Below are 18,766 nucleotides of genomic sequence, written 5' to 3'. Positions count from 1 at the left end.
CCATACAAGAACTGATAATTGCAAAGCCGGGACATGAGGAAAAAAATACTCATGTCCCGGCTTTGCATTTTAAGTAGTATAAACTGCCACTGCTGAAATCGGAGGCAATATTGTATTACGCCCGGCAAGCCCGAAATTACTACTACTTAACAATAGCTTAACATGCCGATAATACTTCGGGAATAATAAAGCCCTACTTTTGCGCCTTGAAAATTAATAAAACTAAATTCTTACAAACTAACGTGCAGGAGATTTCATCAACTGATCATGCATCACCTCCGACCTTAAACTGTTTCAAAAATTCGGGTCAATCGCTCAAAAGATTTAAAACGTTTGCAGAACGATTTAAAACGTTTGCATTAGGACATTCGAAAAAAGCAATATTTTTTATTGTTATAATGCAACAAATTTGAAGAAAATTCTAATTAACACCATTGACCTGAAGATTCATAACCCTATGTTGTAAAGTATTTTCTGCAGGCAGATTGCACCAGAAGTTCTTACTTACCTGTCGGCGCTTACACTATGCATTATTGTTTATGGAACACCTCACCCTTTGTAAGTAAATTGTAAAACATCAAATTGTTTAATTAAACATCCGATTATGAAACACCTTTCTGCCTCTCCCCCGCTGTTAAAACTGATGCTGGGAGTATTTTTGTTTGCTACTGCGTGTTTGCCCAGCGTTTACGGACAAACACCATTATTTGCCAGTGCAAAAAATGCACATGGAACCAGCCCGATTGATGGAAAAATTGTACAGATTACTGTAAAAGGCCGTGTGACTGATGCCACAACGGGCGAACCGCTGGTTGGCGCCAGTGTTACTCTGAAAGGCACCCAAAAAGGTGTAAGCACCGATATTGAAGGTAATTACTCAATAACCGTTGCAGACGAAAAGTCGGTACTGGTAATTGGTTTTATTGGTTACACCAAACAGGAAATAACAGTTGGCAACAGAACTACCATTGATGTGCAGATGAAGTCAGAGGCCGCCGACCTGGCACAGGTAGTGGTTATCGGTTATGGTAGCTCAACCAAAAAAGATATGACCGGTTCGGTAAAATCTATCAAAAGCGCCGAGTTCAACAAAGGTATCATTAACTCGCCTGAACAATTATTGCAAGGTAAAGTTGCGGGTGTAAACGTTACTTCTGCCAGCGGTGAGCCGGGTGGAATTCAGGGAATCACCATTCGTGGTCCCGGAGGGGTTCGTACCGGTAGTACGCCACTATTTATCCTTGACGGTATGGCGCTTGACAACTCAAGCACCGGTGGTGCAACCAACCCTTTGAACTTCCTGAATCCGCAGGATATTGAGTCTATTGACGTATTAAAAGATGCCTCTGCTACGGCTATCTACGGTTCTCGTGGTGCCAATGGGGTTGTGTTAATTACTACTAAAAAAGGTAAAGCTGGTTTCTCTACCTTCAATTACTCGGCAAGTCTTGGTGTTTCAAAAATTGCCAGAGCCTTGCCTGTGTATTCAGCAGATGAGTTTAAAAAGCAGGTAACAGCCATTGGCGGCCAGCTTGAAGACCTGGGTGGCAACACAGACTGGCAAAAAGAAATTACCAGAACTGCCATTACGCAAAACCACAATATCTCAATAGGGGGTGGTGCCGATAAATTGACTTACTACGGTTCGTTTGGTATTCAGAATCAGGAAGGTATCCTGAAAAACAACTCTTTGAACCGCTATACCGGCCGTATGAACGTAACACAGAAGTTTCTGGATGATCGCCTGACAATTGATGTGAACATGAACGCCACCTATACAGCTAATACCAGACCGCCAATTGACGGTTTGATTGGTGGAGCTATCTCAATGAACCCTACTTACCCGGCGTATAATGATAATGGTCAGCCAAAAAATTATCCTAACGTAACCAACCCGCTTATTACGTTGAAACTGGATAAAGACATAACTACCATTAATCGTGTAATTGGTAACATCTCACCATCGTTCAAAATCACAAAAGACCTGGTTTATAAGCTGAACTTCGGTATCGATAACTCTAACTCTGTTCGTGATTTGCAATCATTGCCTAACGCAGAGCCACAAAGAGACGGAAGATTGGAAACTATCTACACTTATAACCGTAATAAGCTGATAGAAAACTACATTACCTATACGCTTAATAAAAATGCACATAATCTGACGGCTCTGGCTGGTCACTCATATCAGAAGATATTCGTACAGGGCCGCACAAGCAGTATCAACAAATTCCCGATTACAGATATTGAGCCTATTTACAATCCTGGTTTAGGCCAAGAGCTGACACTGGCCAACAACAAGCCAACGGGCTATGCCCTGGTTAATGAGTTGCAGTCTTTCTTCTCGCGTCTAAACTACCAGTACAAAGATAAATATCTGGCTACTGCAACTGTGCGTGTGGATGGTTCTTCTAAATTCGGTTCAAATAATAAATACGGGGTGTTCCCGTCTTTCTCACTAGGTTGGAGACTTTCTGAAGAAGATTTCATGAAAGAAGCTAATATCGGTGAATTGAAATTGAGAGCAGGTTGGGGCCAGACAGGTAATCAGGAGATACCTTCAAAAATTACCCAGGCATTGTTTACTTCGCAGATTTCTGCATCAACCAGTTATCCGTTATACGGCACAACTGTTTATCCGGCCGGTACTTCATATACCCGCCTGGCTAACCCGAACATTCAGTGGGAGGTTTCAACCCAAACTGACTTAGGTCTTGATTTCGGCTTCTTCAATGGCGCTTTGACAGGTTCTGTTGACTACTTCAACAAAATATCCAACAATATTCTGTTAGAGGTTATCCCTTTTGACCCAGTGCAGCCTGCAGGTACATTCTGGACCAACGTGCAGGACATGACCATCACCAACAAAGGTCTTGAAATTGACCTGAACTATCGTTACACCGCGCCAAGTGGCCTGAAAGTAGATGTAGGTGGTAACATCACCTTCATTGATAACAAAGTTAAAAACTCACCGTATTCGGTTATCCAATCGGGTTCAGCATCTGGTTCTGGTCTTACTTCGGCAACTATCAATGGTTATGTAAGCGGCCAACCTATCGGTGCATTCTATATGCTTGATTTCATCGGTTTTGACGATAAAGGTATCAGCAAATACAGAGACGTAAACGGAGACGGCATTATTACCGATAAAGACCGTATTACTGCAGGTAGTGCCCTGCCAACCAAACAGTTTAACTTCAATGCAAGTGTAGCTTACAAAGGTTTTGATCTGGTTGCTAACTTTAACGGTGTGTCTGGTAACAAAATTTATGATAATACTGCCAATGCTAACTTCTATAAGTTAAGATTATCTAAAAGCTTAAATACAACACCAGATGCAACGAAAGATGCCAATGAATCAATTAATAATGCGGCTTCGGTGTCAACAAGATTCCTGAAAGACGGCGCATTCTTCAGATTAAACAACTTGTCGTTAGGCTATAATGTCAATACCAAAACCATTGGCCTTGGCAAGTGGGTATCTGGTTTGAGATTGTCAGTAACCGGTCAGAATCTTTTTGTGATAACCAAATATAACGGTTATGACCCAGAGGTAAATACAGACAGAACCATTGCCGGTATTTCTTCTTACGGTATCGATTACTTAAGTTATCCTAAAGCCAGATCTGTAGTATTTGGTCTGAATGTTTCATTTTAAAATTTAAAACTCATGAAAAAGAAAATATATTCAACATTGGCACTGGCCGGTTTGTTGGTATTGAACAGTTGTACAGACCTGAAAGAAATCGTTTTAGATGAAACACTGAGTACAAACCTTTCAGACAAAGCTGCAGTAGAGGGTATTATTGCCCCGGTATATGCACGCCTTCCGGACCTTTTCTTACATACCAACTACTTTACATTACAGGAGATTTCGACTGACGAGGCTATCTTACCTTATCGTGGTGGCACCGACTGGGGCGACAACGGTATCTATCTGAACATGCACGCGCACAACTATGTGAGCACCGACCCGAACATCAGAAATACCTGGAACATTATTGTGCAGGGTATGTCGAGAGCCATTACGGCTATTAACACATTGCCAACGCTGAAAGACCCTTCAACCAAAACATTTTTGGCTGAGGCAAGAGGTATGAGAGCCTATTACTCAATGCTTACCTTAGATTTGTTTGGTCTGGTATTTGTAAAAGACGATATCGGAGAAACTTCTAAAATTATCAGAGGTAACGAGGCAGTAGAGTACATCAAAAGCGAACTATTGGCAGTTGAACCAAACCTTGAAACAACCGTAGGCCCAGGCCGTTTAACCAAAGGCGCCGTTTGGGGCTTACTGGCTCGCTTGTATCTGAACTCAGCCGTGTACAGAGACATCTACTCTACTAACTTTACTTTCAAGTCTGAAGACATGGACAAAGTAATTGAGTATTGTGATAAAATTATCTCTTCTGGCCAATACCAGCTATCAAACGATTACTTCTCGCTTTTCAATTCGAACAACCACGATAACAAAGAATTGATTTTTGCGGTTGACCAGAGGGCTGAATTGAACGGACATAACCGTATGGCGTATTTCTCGTTGTCAGGCGACCAGTTCCCGCTTCCGGCATATCCGGCAGCTAATGGTACTGACGGCCCTGGTATTACCTCAGACTACTACCGTACATGGGTAAATGCCTATGCTCCGCAAGACCCTAAGGTTGACCCACGCTTCTACAAACAAAATATCTCTATTTATACAAATCCGGCTGACTCTTGCGTAACAGCTGAGAGCTTTAATATAGACCGTGGTATTTTGCGCGGACAGCAGTATGGGTTAATCAGAAAGAACGGTGTATTTGTTAGATGTTCTAACGGAAACTATAAAGTTGGCAAGTTGTTCTATGATACCCGTAACAGACCAACCCAACCGGTTGAATTTACAGAGAAAATTGACTTTACTGTAGAAGGTAGCAACTACAACACAGGTTATAGAGTTGAAAAATATGAGTTCAGCAAGAAATCAACCAGTGGTAGAAACTTTGGTGATGCCGACCTTGTGATTCTTCGTCTGGCAGATGTATATCTGATGCGTGCAGAAGCCAAACTTCGCAAAAGCGGAGACGCCGCCAGCGCATTGGCAGATGTAAACACCGTAAGAGCTTCAAGAACTGCGTCTACTCCTCCTCCGGCTTTAACTTCTATGTCGTTAGACTTGTTGTACCGTGAGCGCGGCTTTGAGTTCTATTGGGAAATGCTGAGACGCTCAGATATGATTCGTTTTGGAAAGTATGAAGGAACCTGGACAGAAAAAACCAACAATAACGTGCAGAAAAGAATCTTCCCGATTCCGCAAACCGCTATCGACGGTGCTTCTAACATACCGGGTTACCTGAAACAAAACCCAAGTTATTGATACTTACTTACCTATTTTTTATTTCTGGGCCATGTTTCCTCAACGGAAACATGGCTTTTTTAATGATTGGCAAAGCAGGCTAGACAATAAAATTTTCTTCGCTTTTAAGAAAGAAACCGATCCAGGCCAAGGCAATAAGACCAAAAGCTATTGGGTTATTTCCTTCGGCTAACTCAATTGAGGCAGCTCCGCCCAAATAAGAAAGTATAAAATAAAAACCAACTTTGTAGGTTTTGGGTATCCATAACAAAATTACAAAGATGACTTCGGCAATACCAAATGCGGTAATGTAAGACCCCAAACCAGCTTTGGCTAAGGCGGTAACTACCTGCTCGGCACCGGTAATTTTCATTATGCCACTTACAAGAAGCATAAAAGACGGAATAGCAAGAAAAATAATAGACAGAATTTTCTTTGTTTTGTTCGACATTTACGTATTAGTTTATGAGTGATTAAATTAGTATTTAGACTAATACAAGAACCCAAACAAATTAGTTTACGTTAAATAGTAAATTTCTTTTTGGAAGTAGTTTCCTTTAAGAAACTATCTTGATTGAAAAAAAATATGAACAACAAAACTTTGAAAATGCCTGCCGAGAAAGACCACGCCCAATGCAGCAGCCACATGATGGCCGTGCAGGATGCAATGGATATATTGAGTGGGAAATGGAAAATTCTGATTATTGGCTCTCTGAGTTTCGGAAAGAAACGCTTTATGGAACTACTGCGTGACATAAACGGAATAGGTGCAAAAATGCTTTCGAAAGAGCTAAAAGATCTTGAAGAGAACGATCTGGTGAAAAGAACAGTACATGATACCAAACCAGTAACCGTTGAATATGAACTAACTGATTACGGTGCCACACTGCAGGAAGTAATAGGCGCGATAGCCTATTGGGGGGCAGAACACCGCAAGCGTATTTTTAACAAATAAGCTTTAGATTCAGCTCTGCTATTTTATTGATTACAGCATTGAGCCTTTCGCTAACTGTCAGGTCTCCTCTTAACTCAAATACCGGGCAAGTTTGCGTTTTCAACCAACTTTCGTGCGATGCCAGATTTCGGCCTTGCGTGCTGTTATCGTCGTAGCCGGCTGCCCAGGCCATAAATTCAAGGTATTGCCTCTTACGGTCTTCATCGGCAGAAATAACATCTCCATAACGTGCGTATTCCCGCTTTTGCAGACGAGCCATTCTGATTTCGTTCGGAATGTATAAAAAAACGATTAAATCAAAATCGACTTCAATATTCCATTTTAGTAATGACCCTCCGAGTACCCAACTTTTATGGTTGTTAACATCCGAAAGAATCATTGCATTCCGCACATCGGGTTGTCGCTTTGAAATAAAAGGAGGTGTTGTTTTTTCCCAGAAGTATTCGTCACTGTCGAAATAGGGTATATCAAGGGTTTCAGCCAGCGCTTTGCCAAGAGTGGTTACACCACTGCCCGAAGCCCCCATTAAATGAAGTTTCATTGCATCAAATTTTTTGAGCCGCAAATATAATCATAAAGCAAGCTAAAACGTATGAATACTGCCCTTGAAACCACAATTGTGTTACATCAGTTTTGCGGCTTTACTTGAAGCGTGCTGCTCAATACCGTTGATGATCGTGTCCCAATCATCATAATGCAGTTCATGGCCAGTTCCTTGAAGTTTTATGAGTTTAGAACCTTTAATTTTTTCAAGCATTACTTTGGTATGACCAAAATGCCATATACGGTCATCTGTTCCATGAATCAGCAACGTTGGCACATGTATCTCACCCAGTCTGTTATAAAACTCTTCTCCTCCACCTATGCTTGCATGATTAAACATACTTACATAAAAATTAGCACGTTTGTGTTCAGCTCTTATTCTTTGTTCTATCCGGTCTTTATCTAAAGGTTTTCTACCGCTCATTAAGGCAGCAGCCTCTAACATATACGCAGTTACTGAATTTTCGTCAGACCAGTTTACAGATACGGCTTTAGCTTCAAAATCGTGTAGTTTTTTGTCCATTTCTGGCACCGCCGGGTCAGAATCACCCCAGGGACCGGTTGACATGAGCGTAAGTGAGGCCACACGCTCAGGATATTTTAATGCAGCTATCTGCGAAACTGAGCCACCTAAAGACATACCAACCAGATGCGCCTTTTTAATACCGTACTTATTTAAAATACTAATGGCATCATCAGCAAAATCTACAATAGTATATAATGCCTTTCCGGGTTTATAGTAGGTAGATTTCCCTACGTCCCGGTTATCATATCTGATAACATAAAAACCCTTGTCGGCCAGTTTCTGACAAAACTCTTCATCCCAATACAACATAGAAGCTGTGGCCCCGGCTAATAATAAAACTGCCGGATTTTCCTTTTCTCCGAAATGTTCGGTATATAGAGACACCTGGTCTCGTTTTATGGTTACATTGTGCTGAGAACCCCTGAAGCCATTCATCAAAGCAATGGCTGTTAAGCAAAATAAAAAGCTTAAGATTTTCATGACAAATAATTTATTATTCTTACTATGCACTGAGGTAATATTAATACGCAAGGCCGGGGCCCTGTATACAATGTTAAAAACTTGTGCCAGCCGTATGGCATTAAACCATATACCCTACACGCAGCACAAATAAATAACGATTTCGACAATTAAAACTTACAACAATTGTTATTAAACGGCTAAATAATTATACCCGTTGGCAGGCTTCTCAATTTACATCGCTTAAAAAATCACTTTCCGGGGTTTATTTCTTTATTTAATTATAGACAAGTTGATTGCTAAAATCTTAACTTTGCAAATTATTACAAACTATGTCCCTTTGGTATGAGCTATGCGCAAAGGAATAATCATTAACGCTCTGGAAAATGTTTGAAAATTTAAGTGATAAACTAAATAAGGCTGTCAAAACCCTGAAAGGGCAAGGTAGGATTTCTGATATAAACATTGCAGCCACTATAAAAGAAGTACGCCGTGCACTAATGGATGCCGACGTAAACTATAAAGTAGCAAAAGACGTAACCGACCGCGTTCGTGAAAAGGCAATTGACCGGAAAGTAATGATAGCCGTTGAGCCGGGTCAGTTATTTGTAAAAATTATACAGGAAGAATTAACCGACCTGATGGGTGGCCAGGCACAGAGCGTGAACCTGAAGGGGTCTCCGGCTGTAATATTAATTGCCGGTTTACAGGGGTCTGGTAAAACTACTTTTTCAGGCAAGTTTGCCAATTACTTAAAGAAACAAGGACGCCAGATATTACTGGTAGCCTGCGACATCTACCGTCCTGCGGCTATTAAACAGCTACAGGTATTAGGCGAACAGATAGGAGTTGAGGTTTATGCCGAGCCTGAAAGCAAAAATGCAGTTGAAATTGCTAAAAATGCTTTAGCCTACGCCAAAAGCAACGGCAAAAATATAGTCATTGTCGATACCGCCGGTCGTTTGGCAGTTGATGAGGCGATGATGCAGGAAGTAGAAAACATTAAAAAGGCCATAAACCCAAGTGAGATTCTCTTTGTGGTTGACTCCATGACCGGGCAGGATGCCGTTAATACGGCCAAGACCTTTAACGACCGCCTTGATTTTGATGGTGTGGTACTTACCAAATTAGATGGTGATGCCCGTGGTGGTGCGGCCTTGTCAATTAAAACCGTCGTTAATAAACCTATCAAGTTTATTTCAACGGGTGAAAAAATGGAGGCTTTAGATATTTTCTACCCCGAACGTATGGCCAGCCGTATTTTAGGCATGGGCGACGTGATATCGTTGGTAGAAAAAGCACAGCAGGCATTTGACGAAGACGAAGCCAAGCGCCTCAACAAAAAAATGCGTGAGAATAAGTTTGACCTGAACGACTTTCTGACGCAGCTGGAGCAAATCAAGAAAATGGGTAACATTAAAGACTTAATGGGCATGATTCCGGGGGTGGGCTCACAGATAAAAGACCTTGACATCAGCAATGACTCGTTTAAACCAATAGAGGCTATTATCCGCTCAATGACACCAAAAGAGCGAGAGAAACCTGATATTATTGACGGCAGCCGTAAGAAAAGAATTGCTACCGGTAGTGGTACGCAGATTATACAGGTAAATAATCTGCTGAAACAGTTTGACCAGATGCGCACCATGATGAAGAAAGTGAATCAGATGCAGACAGGAGGCAAACTAAAGGCACTTAAATAAACCCTATTAAGCAAGATAACAAAAAAAGCACCCGTCGAACAGGTGCTTTTTTTGTTGATATGCAATGTGTATTTCTTCTTATTTAGATACAATTTTCACTTCTGCCAGGTCTCCCTGGCCTGTTATACCAATGGCATCAATGCGGGTATCGTTAACCCCGGCTGACAACAATTTACGTTTTATTGCATAGGCTCTCTTAACGGCCATTGTTTTATTATCTACCCCAACGGCGTCGGTTGCGTGGCCTTGCAGTCTTATCTGAAGTTTAGGGTATTTATTGAACAAGGCAATCAGCTCTTTAATTGAGGCCTCAGATTTATCATCTAATGCATAAGAGCCTTTTACAAAAGTGATGTCTTTAAGCGTAAACACCTGCCCGGTTGGTTTGGTGGCATCGGCCAGGTAAGGATCAATTTCTTTGGTAAGGCTGCCACCGGCATTTGTTTCAGCAGGTGCTACCTGTGTGGCAGTAGTATCTTTTGTGGCTACTGAATCTACTAAAGCCGCACGCGTGGTATCAATGCCGGTGCTCAGAGAATCATCCACCACGGTGGTTTCTTCCTGAACGGCACTGGCCTGAGATGGTTTGTAGTAATTTTCATACCAGTAGTATCCGCCGGCTGCTGCCGCTACAAGTACAAGAAAAATAAGGAGTCCTTTAATAGGAAACGACGAACTACTACTTATTTCTTCTTCAACAGGCTCAACCGGCTGCGGCGTAGCAGGCGCCCCGGTTTTTGATTTCTGAGGCGTAGGCTTAGCTGTTACTACACGCTTTGGAAGCGGGAATTTAGGAGAAAGCAGCTCTTGTAAACCCAGCTGCGGAATCATCTTCTCCATCAGTTCTTCAGGAGCCTTTTTGAATAGTGGTTCGTGGTGTTCTGCCAGATAAGCCGTTAAGGCATCCACATCCATTTTATTATTGGCTATTTCAACGCTTACGGCGTCAATCAGCATTGGCGTAATAAGACTGGCGTAGGTGCTTGATGAGTTTTTCTTAATGCCTGCATAGATACCAATCAAACTAACCAGCGGACTTTTATAGGCCGGGAAAATCTGGCTCACCTGGCTGTCGCCGATTTTCAATATGGCATCAAGGTCTTCTTTTTTATTAAGATAAGACAACACATCACCAATCAGTCTTCCGCCCTGGTTCCCTTTCTGAATCTGATTATAGAGCATATTCACGCTCATGGTACTTCCTGTTCTTCTTACAAGCCCGGCAATAAGCGTACAAAGAATACCATCAATTGCTTTTTTGGTTTTGGCCGGGTCTTCATCTGTTAACTTGGCAAGTTTTGATACCACATCATCTGTCAATGCCTCGCTCAATGTATCAAATAGGTTCATATTTTATAAATTTTGAGTCTATCACAATTAATTCCAACAAATTTCTTAAAATTGGTTGCAAAACAACGCAAAAATAAAGATTATTGATAAATTTTTTGCCTTTTTCTCTAACATAAATTATGACCACTGAAAATACGACAAAACTACGCAGCCAGGATTGGTTCGGCAAAGATGGGAAAGATGGATTTATCTATCGTAGTTGGATTAAAAACCAGGGCTATCCGGCGCATCAGTTCAAAGGAAAACCTGTTATCGGAATCTGCAACACATGGTCTGAAGTAACACCATGCAACGGCCATTTACGTGATATTGCGCAATCTGTAAAAAACGGCATTTACGAAGCCGGTGGGTTTCCGCTCGAATTTCCGGTGATGTCGCTGGGCGAAACTATCATCCGCCCTACCGCCATGCTATACCGTAATCTTGCTGCCATGACAGTAGAGGAGAGCATTAGAGCGAATCCGTTTGATGCGGTGGTGTTATTAACCGGTTGCGACAAAACTACGCCTTCGCTGGTGATGGGCGCCGCCAGTGTTGACCTGCCCACTATTGTGGTGCCGGGAGGCCCCATGCTAAGTGGCCGTTTTCAGGGTAAAGCCATAGGCTCAGGCACTGATGTATGGCGATTTGCGGATGATGTTAAAACGGGCAAAATGACACCCGAAGAATTTGAAGAAGCAGAAGCCTGCATGAGCCGAAGCATAGGACACTGTTCTACGATGGGTACAGCCTCTACAATGGCCGTTATGGTTGAGGCCCTGGGTCTTACACTTCCGGGCGCATCGGCTATCCCTGCAGCCGATTCCCGCAAAAAAGTACTGGCACACATGTCGGGCATGAGAATTGTTGAGATGGTACGCGAAAACATGGCAATTTCTTCAGTGCTTACCCGCGAAGCCTTCGAAAATGCTATTATGATGAATGCAGCAGTGGGGGGCTCAACTAACCTGGTGCTACACTTACTGGCCATTGCCGGCAGAACTAATGTAGATATTACGCTTGATGATTTTGACAGCATAGGAAGTAAAATGCCGTTTCTGTTAAATCTGATGCCATCAGGCAAGTATCTGATGGAAGATTTCTATTATGCAGGCGGGCTACCGGCAGTTATTAAGGAGATGTCGGGCTTTTTGCATAAAAATGCCATTACAGTAAATGGTAAAAGCCTGGTTGAAAACTCAAAAGGTGCCAAAATATGGAATGATGACGTAATAGCAACGGCCGATAACCCTATCTTACGAGAGGGTGGCATTGCTGTTGTAAAAGGTAACCTGTGCGAAAACGGGGCGGTTATTAAACCGTCTGCTGCATCGCCACACCTGATGAAACATACTGGCAAAGCCGTTGTTTTTGAAACCATTGAAGATTATCATGCACGCATAGACGACCCTGATCTGGAGATAGATGAAACCAGTGTAATGGTTCTTAAAAACGTTGGCCCAAAGGGCTACCCAGGCATGCCAGAGGTGGGCAATATGCAGTTACCCAAGAAACTGCTCGAAAAAGGCATTACCGACATGGTGCGTATTTCAGATGCACGTATGAGCGGAACAGCCTATGGAACAGTATTTCTTCATGCTTCGCCAGAGTCTGCCGTCGGCGGTACTTTAGGGCTGGTGCAAAACGGCGATTTAATTGAAATTGATGTAGAGGCGCGCAAAATCTGGCTTCATGTGCCAGACGAAGAGCTGGCAGAAAGACGCAGGAACTGGAAACCAATTGACCTGGGCTATGACCGCGGCTATGTGCAACTTTACGTTAACACAGTAACACAAGCTGACAAAGGTGCCGATTTAAACTTCCTGACCGGCTTTTCAGGTCATGAAGTAAAAAGAGAATCGCATTAGTCTGTCGCATCCGGAGCCCATATTCAGGTATGGGCTCTTACTTTAACATCTATGAACATCCGATACCTGACAGCTACATTCCTTTTACTGATATCTGAATTATTTTTCAATAAGCTTCCGGCAGATGAGGAAGTTTTTTGGACTGCTACCCTCCGCTTGATTGCAGCCATTGTATTGGTTGCCTGGTACTATAATTTGAGAAGGCCGCTTCCGACAACGATAGACAGGCAATTCATTGCTACGCTTATTCTTCCGGTTTTTATTTCTCTATGTGTGATCATTTATCCTGATGGGTTAAGAATTTTCAACCTTGTAATACATGCGGGTATACTGATACTCTGGACACAGATTTTTAAAAATATGGGCGCAGAAATCAAGACAAAGGACGAATCTTATAAGTTGTTGAGGGTTATACCGGTTTATGCCCTGGTACCCATTTTATTTTATATCATTTCATTGCATCCATCCCTACCCTTTTTTGAAGAAATTCTGCTTTTAATTTATACGGCCATATATGCTTACACGGCCACGCTGGCATCATTTCTACCCATAGGCGGAACAAATAAGTTCTGGATAAGCTGGTGTGTTGTTTTAATGGCATTTGCCAATATACTGGTGTTTTATAATACGTATGTGGAGCCCCTGCCCTGGCTAAGTTTTATTCCGAGAGCCATTGTGATGCTATCAAGGTGCATTCTGATTTTTGGAATGGTTGAATACTTCAAAACCAAATTGTAGGTACATTAAGGCTTGATAGTGTTCAGGATATTTACCCGGTTAAAATGAAAAAAGCCCAAAGTAAATACTTACAAAGGGCCTTTTGCTGGTAAATGGCTTTTGTTAAACGTGAATAGCTCTGTTTTCAGTAGCGGCCAGAGCTGCTTCTTTAACGGCTTCCATGTAAGTAGGGTGTGCATGAGATATACGGGCAATGTCTTCGGCACTGGCTCTGAACTCCATAGCCGTTACTGCTTCCGCAATCATATCTGCGGCTCTTGCACCTATAATATGTACGCCTAATACTTCGTCTGTTTCTTTGTTAGCCAGAATTTTAACCAGTCCGTCGGTATCACCACTGGCAGTAGCGCGGCCCAAAGCCTTGAAAGGAAACTGGCCAACCTTGTAGCTAACCCCTTTAGATTTGAGTTCTTCCTCTGTCTGACCTACCGAGGCAACCTCAGGCCAGGTATAAACCACACCCGGTATCAGGTTATAGTTAATATGTGGTTTTTGGCCATTAATGGTTTCGGCCACCAAAACACCTTCCTCTTCGGCTTTATGAGCCAGCATGGCCCCTCTTATTACGTCTCCGATGGCATAAATGCCTTTCACGTTTGTTTCAAGGGTGTGTTCATCAACTACAACTTTGCCGCGGTCGGTAATAACACCGGCTGCCTCCAGATTCAATCCGTCTATATAGGCTCTTCTGCCAATACAAACCAAACAGTAATCACCTTTTATCTCAACTGGTTTTCCGTCAGCTCCATCGGCAGTTACAGCAACCTCTTCACCCAGATTTTCAATTTTTGTAACCTTGGTATTGAAATAAAAATCTGCACCGAGTTTTTTTACAGACTTCTGCAATTCTTTACCCATTGTTTTATCCATGGTCGGAATCATCGAATCCGCAAACTCTACAAAGGTTACTTTGGCTCCAAGACGTGCATAAACAGACCCTAACTCTGCCCCAATTACACCCGCGCCAATCACAATCAGGTGTTTAGGTATTTCTGTCAGATTCAAAGCCTCGGTGCTGGTAATAATTCTTTTTTTATCGTAATTCATAAAAGGCAGAATAGTAGGCTTAGAACCGGTAGCTATAATCACCTTTCCCGAAGTAATTTTTTCATCAGTTCCGTCTGCTTTTTTTATGTTGATGGTATTTTTATCAACAAAAGAGCCAAAACCATTATAAACCGTAATTTTGTTTTTCTTCATCAGAAAATTGATGCCGCCGTTCATTTTCTCAACAACGCCTTTTTTACGGGCCATCATTTGTTCAAGGTTAACTACCGGAGCCTGTATTTGTATTCCATGCTCGGCAAAATGATGCGTGGCATTGTAAAAATGCTCCGACGAGTCTAGCAATGCCTTTGATGGAATACAACCTACATTAAGGCATGTGCCACCTAAAACACTATATTTTTCTATGATTGCGGTTTTCATTCCTAACTGTGCCGCTCTGATAGCCGCTACATATCCACCGGGACCCGAACCGATTACCGTTACATCGTATTGCATGTGATTATAAATTTTATTCTTTTTTTATTTTTCAGACTCATTTCGTTCGCCATCGGGTCAATAACCCATTCCGGCATATAATTTCACATCATCGAGCGTAATGGATGCTTCGCACATAATCACCAGCCGTTCAATTACGTTTCTAAGCTCTCGCACGTTACCTGTCCACGGCAGATTTTTCATATATTCCATTGCGTCAGGCTCAAATCCCTTTACTGAGTCTCCGTACTCATCAGCAATATCCTGTAAAAATTTCTCAGCCAGTAAAGGTATATCCTCTTTTCGGTTAGCCAGTGAAGGCACGTATATCGGAATCACGTTTAGCCGATGGTATAAATCTTCCCTGAAATTCCCTTCAGCAATTTCCTTTTTTAAATCTTTATTGGTAGCTGCTATTACCCTTACATTCACCTTTATTTCCTTTTCTCCTCCAACACGGGTAATCTTATTTTCCTGTAAAGCCCTAAGTACTTTAGCTTGTGCAGAAAGACTCATGTCTCCAATCTCGTCCAGAAAAAGCGTACCGTTATCTGCCTGTTCAAACTTGCCTATTCTTTGTTTGATGGCCGATGTAAAAGCGCCTTTTTCATGCCCGAAGAGTTCGCTCTCAATCAGCTCAGACGGAATAGCCGCACAGTTTACCTCAACCAAAGACTGATTCCGGCGATTACTCTTCTCGTGAATCTGTTTGGCAACCATCTCTTTACCAGAGCCGTTGGGCCCGGTAATTAACACACGGGCTTCGGTAGGGGCTACGCGGTCTATGGTATCTTTTACACGTTTAATCAGGTCAGACTCCCCAACTATCTCATTTATTTTATAAATTCGTCTTTTCAGCGTTTTTATCACCTCTACGTCTTTGCTCTTTTCTATGGCGTTCCTAACCGTAATCAGCAACCGGTTTAAATCTGGTGGTTTGGTTATAAAATCATAAGCCCCGCGTTTGGTAGCCTCAACGGCGTTTTCAACATTACCAAATGCCGAAATCATAACAAACTGTGTTATTACGCCTTCTTCTTTGGCTTTCAGCAGCATATCAAGGCCATTGAGCTTGGGCATCTTTATATCGCATAGGGCTACATCATAATGTGTTTTTAACACCATCGCCAACCCTTCTTCTCCATCTTTGGCCTCGTCTACCTCATATTGCTCATATTCAAGAATGTCTCTTAGGGCATCACGAATACTCTTTTCATCATCAACAATTAACAATTTTGCCATTACAGATTTATTAGGGTAACCAATATAACTTAGTCTATCCGAATTGTTTAATTTTACGCCGCAAAATAGTGAAAAAATAGGAAAAGCCCTTATGAAATTATGGTAAAGTTGGATTAATAGTTGGTGCTATACCCTGCCATCAGCTTACATTTTCAAACAATCCGGCGGCACATTTGTTATTTTTTTACTATCCTAAAAAGACAGATTCTATCAATGAAAGCAGGTATTATTGGTGCCGGTATCGGGGGTATAGCCACGGCTATCAGGCTGAAAAACAAAGGTTATGATGTAGAAGTTTTTGAGGCCAATGACTACCCCGGTGGTAAGCTAAGCAGCTTTGCGCAAGGCCCATACAGATTTGATGCCGGGCCATCTTTATTTACCATGCCTCAATTGGTAGATGAGTTATTTGAATTGTCTGGTAAATCGGCAAGCGATTATTTTGAGTATATCCGCCTTCCGGAAGTGTGCCGGTATTTCTGGGAAGATGGCACCAGACTTAATGTTCCTGCCGACACTTCTGAATTTGCCAGGGAGGCCGAAAAACAATTGGGCGAACCGGCAGCAAAAATAACAAAGGCATTGAAAGACAGTGCCTTTAAGTATGAAGTGCTAAGCGGCCTTTTTCTAGAAGACTCGCTCCATAAGTTATCAACCTGGACCTCCGCAAAGGCTTTAAGAGGCTATCTGAATCTACCCAAAATGGGTATTTTTAATACCATGAACGATGCCAACGTGCAGTTTTTTTCAACACCCAAGGCCGTTCAGTTATTTAATCGTTACGCTACCTACAATGGGTCTGACCCATACCAGACACCGGCAACGATGAATATCATTCCGCATCTGGAGTATAACATCGGGGCTTTTTTCCCAAAAAATGGCATGTATGGCATTACTGAAAGCCTGGTAGCTTTGGCAAAAGACCTGGGCGTGCAGTTTCATTTTAACTGCCGAGTAGAAGAAATTCTTGTAAAATATAAAAAGGCTACGGGACTAAAGTTAAAGACAGATAATACTGAAGAGTTGCGTATGTTTGATGTGCTCGTGAGCAATATGGACGTTACCCCGACTTACAGAAAACTACTACCCAATGCTAAACACCCGGAGAAACTGCTTAGCCAGCCCAAAAGTGGTTCGGGTCTCATTTTTTACTGGGGCATCAGAAAAGAATTTAATGAGTTAGGATTGCATAACATTTTCTTTTCTGATGATTACCAAACTGAATTTGAGCACCAGTTTCAGAAAAAAACCATTTACAGAGACTCCACTATCTACCTGAACATCACCTCCAAATACAAGAAAGATGATGCCCCCGCCGGATGCGAAAACTGGTTTATTTTGCTGAATGCACCTGCCAATGATGGGCAGGATTGGGATAAAATTATTGAAGAAGCCCGGCGTAACGTGATAGAAAAGCTGAGCAGAAACCTGAAAACCGATATTGAACCACTGATTGAATCAGAATCGGTGCTTGACCCTCGGACAATTGAACTCAGAACATCATCAGTACAGGGGGCATTGTATGGCAATAGTTCAAACAATAAATTTGCAGCGTTTTTGCGCCATGCCAACTTCTCATCGCAAATCAATAATCTATATTTTGTAGGTGGTAGCGTGCATCCGGGCGGAGGCATTCCACTGGCGCTTTCCTCGGCTAAAATTGTTGGTGAGATGATAAAGAAGTTTTAGCCAATAAATTGAACCACGGCCTCTACAAACTCATTAGGTTTATCAGCTTGAATCCAGTGGCTGGCTCCTTCGATGGTCTCTACCACGGCATTCGGAAAAATCTTCTTAATGGCAGGTATATCTTCATCGTAGATATAGCCAGACTCACTACCCCGCATAAATAGTACGGGTTCCGAGATTTCGTGAGTATCGGTAAAATCTCCGCCAACCTGGTATATCTCTTTACTTAACACCGGCAGATTAATGCGCCAGTCGAACTTGCCCATTTCATTCCGGTAAAGGTTCTTTAAAAGAAACTGACGTTCACCAACGCTGGTAACGTATCTGTCTAACTGTAACTCTGCTTCTTTTCTGTTAGTGAGTTTGTCTAAATCAATAGAATTTAACCCCTGGATGATGTGGCCATGATGCGACGGATAGAACTTGGGGGCAATGTCAACAATGATTAATTTACTGAATTTCCCCTCATGCTGCATGGCAAAATGCATCACGGTTTTGCCACCCATTGAATGACCTATAATAATTGGTTTATTCAATTGGTGGTCGTCAATGAACTCATTCAAGTCCTGGGCCATCAGTTCATAACTAAAATCTTCACTTCGTGGCGACTGACCATGATTGCGGGCATCGAGGGCATACACAGCAAAGCCTTTATCGGCTATCATTTTACTGATGGTAAACCAATTATCTGACGAACCAAAAACGCCATGTAGTATCAAGACAGGCTGTCCTTCGCCTGTTTTTCTAAAGAAAAGTTTCATCTGATGGTAATCATTTAATCTATCCGGCGGCAAAGATAGGATTTTATTGTATACGGATTTAGTGAATGAGCAATTGAGTGAGTTAGTGAATGAGTGATTGAGTGGTTGTTATATTTTGGGTCTAAGAGCTGGTTAGCGA

At 42.2% G+C, this 18,766-nt stretch carries 14 protein-coding genes; 7 read left to right on the top strand and 7 right to left on the bottom strand.

Annotation, left to right across the window (positions count from 1 at the left end):
* The first annotated feature begins 604 nt into the window (after positions 1-604).
* A complete protein-coding gene (locus NZ848_RS02665) occupies positions 605-3,655 on the top strand; it encodes a SusC/RagA family TonB-linked outer membrane protein (RefSeq protein ID WP_259014245.1) in 3,051 nt (1,016 codons plus the stop codon).
* Positions 3,656-3,667: 12 nt separating this feature from the next.
* On the top strand, positions 3,668-5,353 hold the full coding sequence (locus NZ848_RS02660; protein ID WP_259014244.1) for a RagB/SusD family nutrient uptake outer membrane protein: 1,686 nt from the start codon (positions 3,668-3,670) through the stop codon (positions 5,351-5,353).
* A gap of 79 nt (positions 5,354-5,432) precedes the next feature.
* On the opposite strand, the gene NZ848_RS02655 is transcribed toward NZ848_RS02660, so the two are convergent.
* Complete coding sequence (locus tag NZ848_RS02655; RefSeq protein WP_259014243.1) at positions 5,433-5,783, bottom strand: hypothetical protein; 351 nt, start codon at positions 5,781-5,783, stop codon at positions 5,433-5,435.
* Positions 5,784-5,918: 135 nt separating this feature from the next.
* On the opposite strand from NZ848_RS02655, the gene NZ848_RS02650 reads away from it, so the two are divergent.
* Entirely contained in the window at positions 5,919-6,287 is a 369-nt protein-coding gene (locus tag NZ848_RS02650) for a winged helix-turn-helix transcriptional regulator (RefSeq protein ID WP_259014242.1), read from the top strand.
* Here NZ848_RS02650 and NZ848_RS02645 read toward each other — a convergent pair.
* Complete coding sequence (locus NZ848_RS02645; RefSeq protein WP_259014241.1) at positions 6,277-6,828, bottom strand: AAA family ATPase; 552 nt, start codon at positions 6,826-6,828, stop codon at positions 6,277-6,279. The genes NZ848_RS02650 and NZ848_RS02645 overlap by 11 nt on opposite strands.
* A gap of 81 nt (positions 6,829-6,909) precedes the next feature.
* Positions 6,910-7,836: a macrolide hydrolase EstT gene (gene estT / locus NZ848_RS02640; protein WP_259014240.1), complete on the bottom strand. Its 927-nt coding sequence runs from the start codon at positions 7,834-7,836 to the stop codon at positions 6,910-6,912.
* Between the two features lie 365 nt (positions 7,837-8,201).
* Between estT and ffh the strand changes: the two genes are divergently transcribed.
* Positions 8,202-9,518, top strand: a complete 1,317-nt coding sequence (gene ffh / locus NZ848_RS02635; protein ID WP_259014239.1) for a signal recognition particle protein — start codon at positions 8,202-8,204, stop codon at positions 9,516-9,518.
* Between the two features lie 78 nt (positions 9,519-9,596).
* Here ffh and NZ848_RS02630 read toward each other — a convergent pair whose 3' ends face one another.
* Positions 9,597-10,868 carry a DUF937 domain-containing protein gene (locus NZ848_RS02630; protein ID WP_253533751.1) on the bottom strand — a complete coding sequence of 424 codons (1,272 nt, stop codon included), beginning with the start codon at positions 10,866-10,868 and terminating at the stop codon, positions 9,597-9,599.
* Positions 10,869-10,987: 119 nt separating this feature from the next.
* On the opposite strand from NZ848_RS02630, the gene NZ848_RS02625 reads away from it, so the two are divergent.
* Together NZ848_RS02625 and NZ848_RS02620 are read left to right on the top strand one after the other, a co-directional pair.
* A complete protein-coding gene (locus NZ848_RS02625) occupies positions 10,988-12,715 on the top strand; it encodes an IlvD/Edd family dehydratase (protein WP_259014238.1) in 1,728 nt (575 codons plus the stop codon).
* Between the two features lie 51 nt (positions 12,716-12,766).
* Positions 12,767-13,453: a hypothetical protein gene (locus NZ848_RS02620; RefSeq protein WP_259014237.1), complete on the top strand. Its 687-nt coding sequence runs from the start codon at positions 12,767-12,769 to the stop codon at positions 13,451-13,453.
* A gap of 102 nt (positions 13,454-13,555) precedes the next feature.
* Here NZ848_RS02620 and lpdA read toward each other — a convergent pair whose 3' ends face one another.
* Positions 13,556-14,956 carry a dihydrolipoyl dehydrogenase gene (gene lpdA / locus NZ848_RS02615; RefSeq protein WP_259014236.1) on the bottom strand — a complete coding sequence of 467 codons (1,401 nt, stop codon included), beginning with the start codon at positions 14,954-14,956 and terminating at the stop codon, positions 13,556-13,558.
* Between the two features lie 57 nt (positions 14,957-15,013).
* Complete coding sequence (locus tag NZ848_RS02610; protein ID WP_253533747.1) at positions 15,014-16,177, bottom strand: sigma-54-dependent transcriptional regulator; 1,164 nt, start codon at positions 16,175-16,177, stop codon at positions 15,014-15,016.
* Positions 16,178-16,390: 213 nt separating this feature from the next.
* Here NZ848_RS02610 and crtD point away from each other — a divergent pair, with 213 nt between their 5' ends.
* Positions 16,391-17,866: a 1-hydroxycarotenoid 3,4-desaturase CrtD gene (gene crtD / locus NZ848_RS02605; protein WP_259014235.1), complete on the top strand. Its 1,476-nt coding sequence runs from the start codon at positions 16,391-16,393 to the stop codon at positions 17,864-17,866.
* On the opposite strand, the gene NZ848_RS02600 is transcribed toward crtD, so the two are convergent.
* On the bottom strand, positions 17,863-18,627 hold the full coding sequence (locus NZ848_RS02600; protein WP_259014234.1) for an alpha/beta fold hydrolase: 765 nt from the start codon (positions 18,625-18,627) through the stop codon (positions 17,863-17,865). The genes crtD and NZ848_RS02600 overlap by 4 nt on opposite strands.
* Between the last annotated feature and the right edge of the window lie 139 nt (positions 18,628-18,766).

The organism is Emticicia fluvialis (assembly GCF_024793945.1).
Classification (GTDB): domain Bacteria; phylum Bacteroidota; class Bacteroidia; order Cytophagales; family Spirosomataceae; genus Emticicia; species Emticicia fluvialis.
The sequence above is the reverse complement of the archived record's forward strand: the minus strand, read 5'-3'. Positions and strand labels throughout refer to the sequence as shown.

Coding starts and splice junctions, on each gene's coding strand:
- lpdA (WP_259014236.1), bottom strand. CDS start 14,956: ATGCAATACGATGTAACGGTAATCGGTTCGGGTCCCGGTGGATATGTA.
- NZ848_RS02620 (WP_259014237.1), top strand. CDS start 12,767: ATGAACATCCGATACCTGACAGCTACATTCCTTTTACTGATATCTGAA.
- crtD (WP_259014235.1), top strand. CDS start 16,391: ATGAAAGCAGGTATTATTGGTGCCGGTATCGGGGGTATAGCCACGGCT.
- NZ848_RS02655 (WP_259014243.1), bottom strand. CDS start 5,783: ATGTCGAACAAAACAAAGAAAATTCTGTCTATTATTTTTCTTGCTATT.
- NZ848_RS02600 (WP_259014234.1), bottom strand. CDS start 18,627: ATGAAACTTTTCTTTAGAAAAACAGGCGAAGGACAGCCTGTCTTGATA.
- NZ848_RS02625 (WP_259014238.1), top strand. CDS start 10,988: ATGACCACTGAAAATACGACAAAACTACGCAGCCAGGATTGGTTCGGC.
- NZ848_RS02630 (WP_253533751.1), bottom strand. CDS start 10,868: ATGAACCTATTTGATACATTGAGCGAGGCATTGACAGATGATGTGGTA.
- NZ848_RS02650 (WP_259014242.1), top strand. CDS start 5,919: ATGAACAACAAAACTTTGAAAATGCCTGCCGAGAAAGACCACGCCCAA.
- estT (WP_259014240.1), bottom strand. CDS start 7,836: ATGAAAATCTTAAGCTTTTTATTTTGCTTAACAGCCATTGCTTTGATG.
- NZ848_RS02610 (WP_253533747.1), bottom strand. CDS start 16,177: ATGGCAAAATTGTTAATTGTTGATGATGAAAAGAGTATTCGTGATGCC.
- NZ848_RS02645 (WP_259014241.1), bottom strand. CDS start 6,828: ATGAAACTTCATTTAATGGGGGCTTCGGGCAGTGGTGTAACCACTCTT.
- ffh (WP_259014239.1), top strand. CDS start 8,202: ATGTTTGAAAATTTAAGTGATAAACTAAATAAGGCTGTCAAAACCCTG.
- NZ848_RS02660 (WP_259014244.1), top strand. CDS start 3,668: ATGAAAAAGAAAATATATTCAACATTGGCACTGGCCGGTTTGTTGGTA.
- NZ848_RS02665 (WP_259014245.1), top strand. CDS start 605: ATGAAACACCTTTCTGCCTCTCCCCCGCTGTTAAAACTGATGCTGGGA.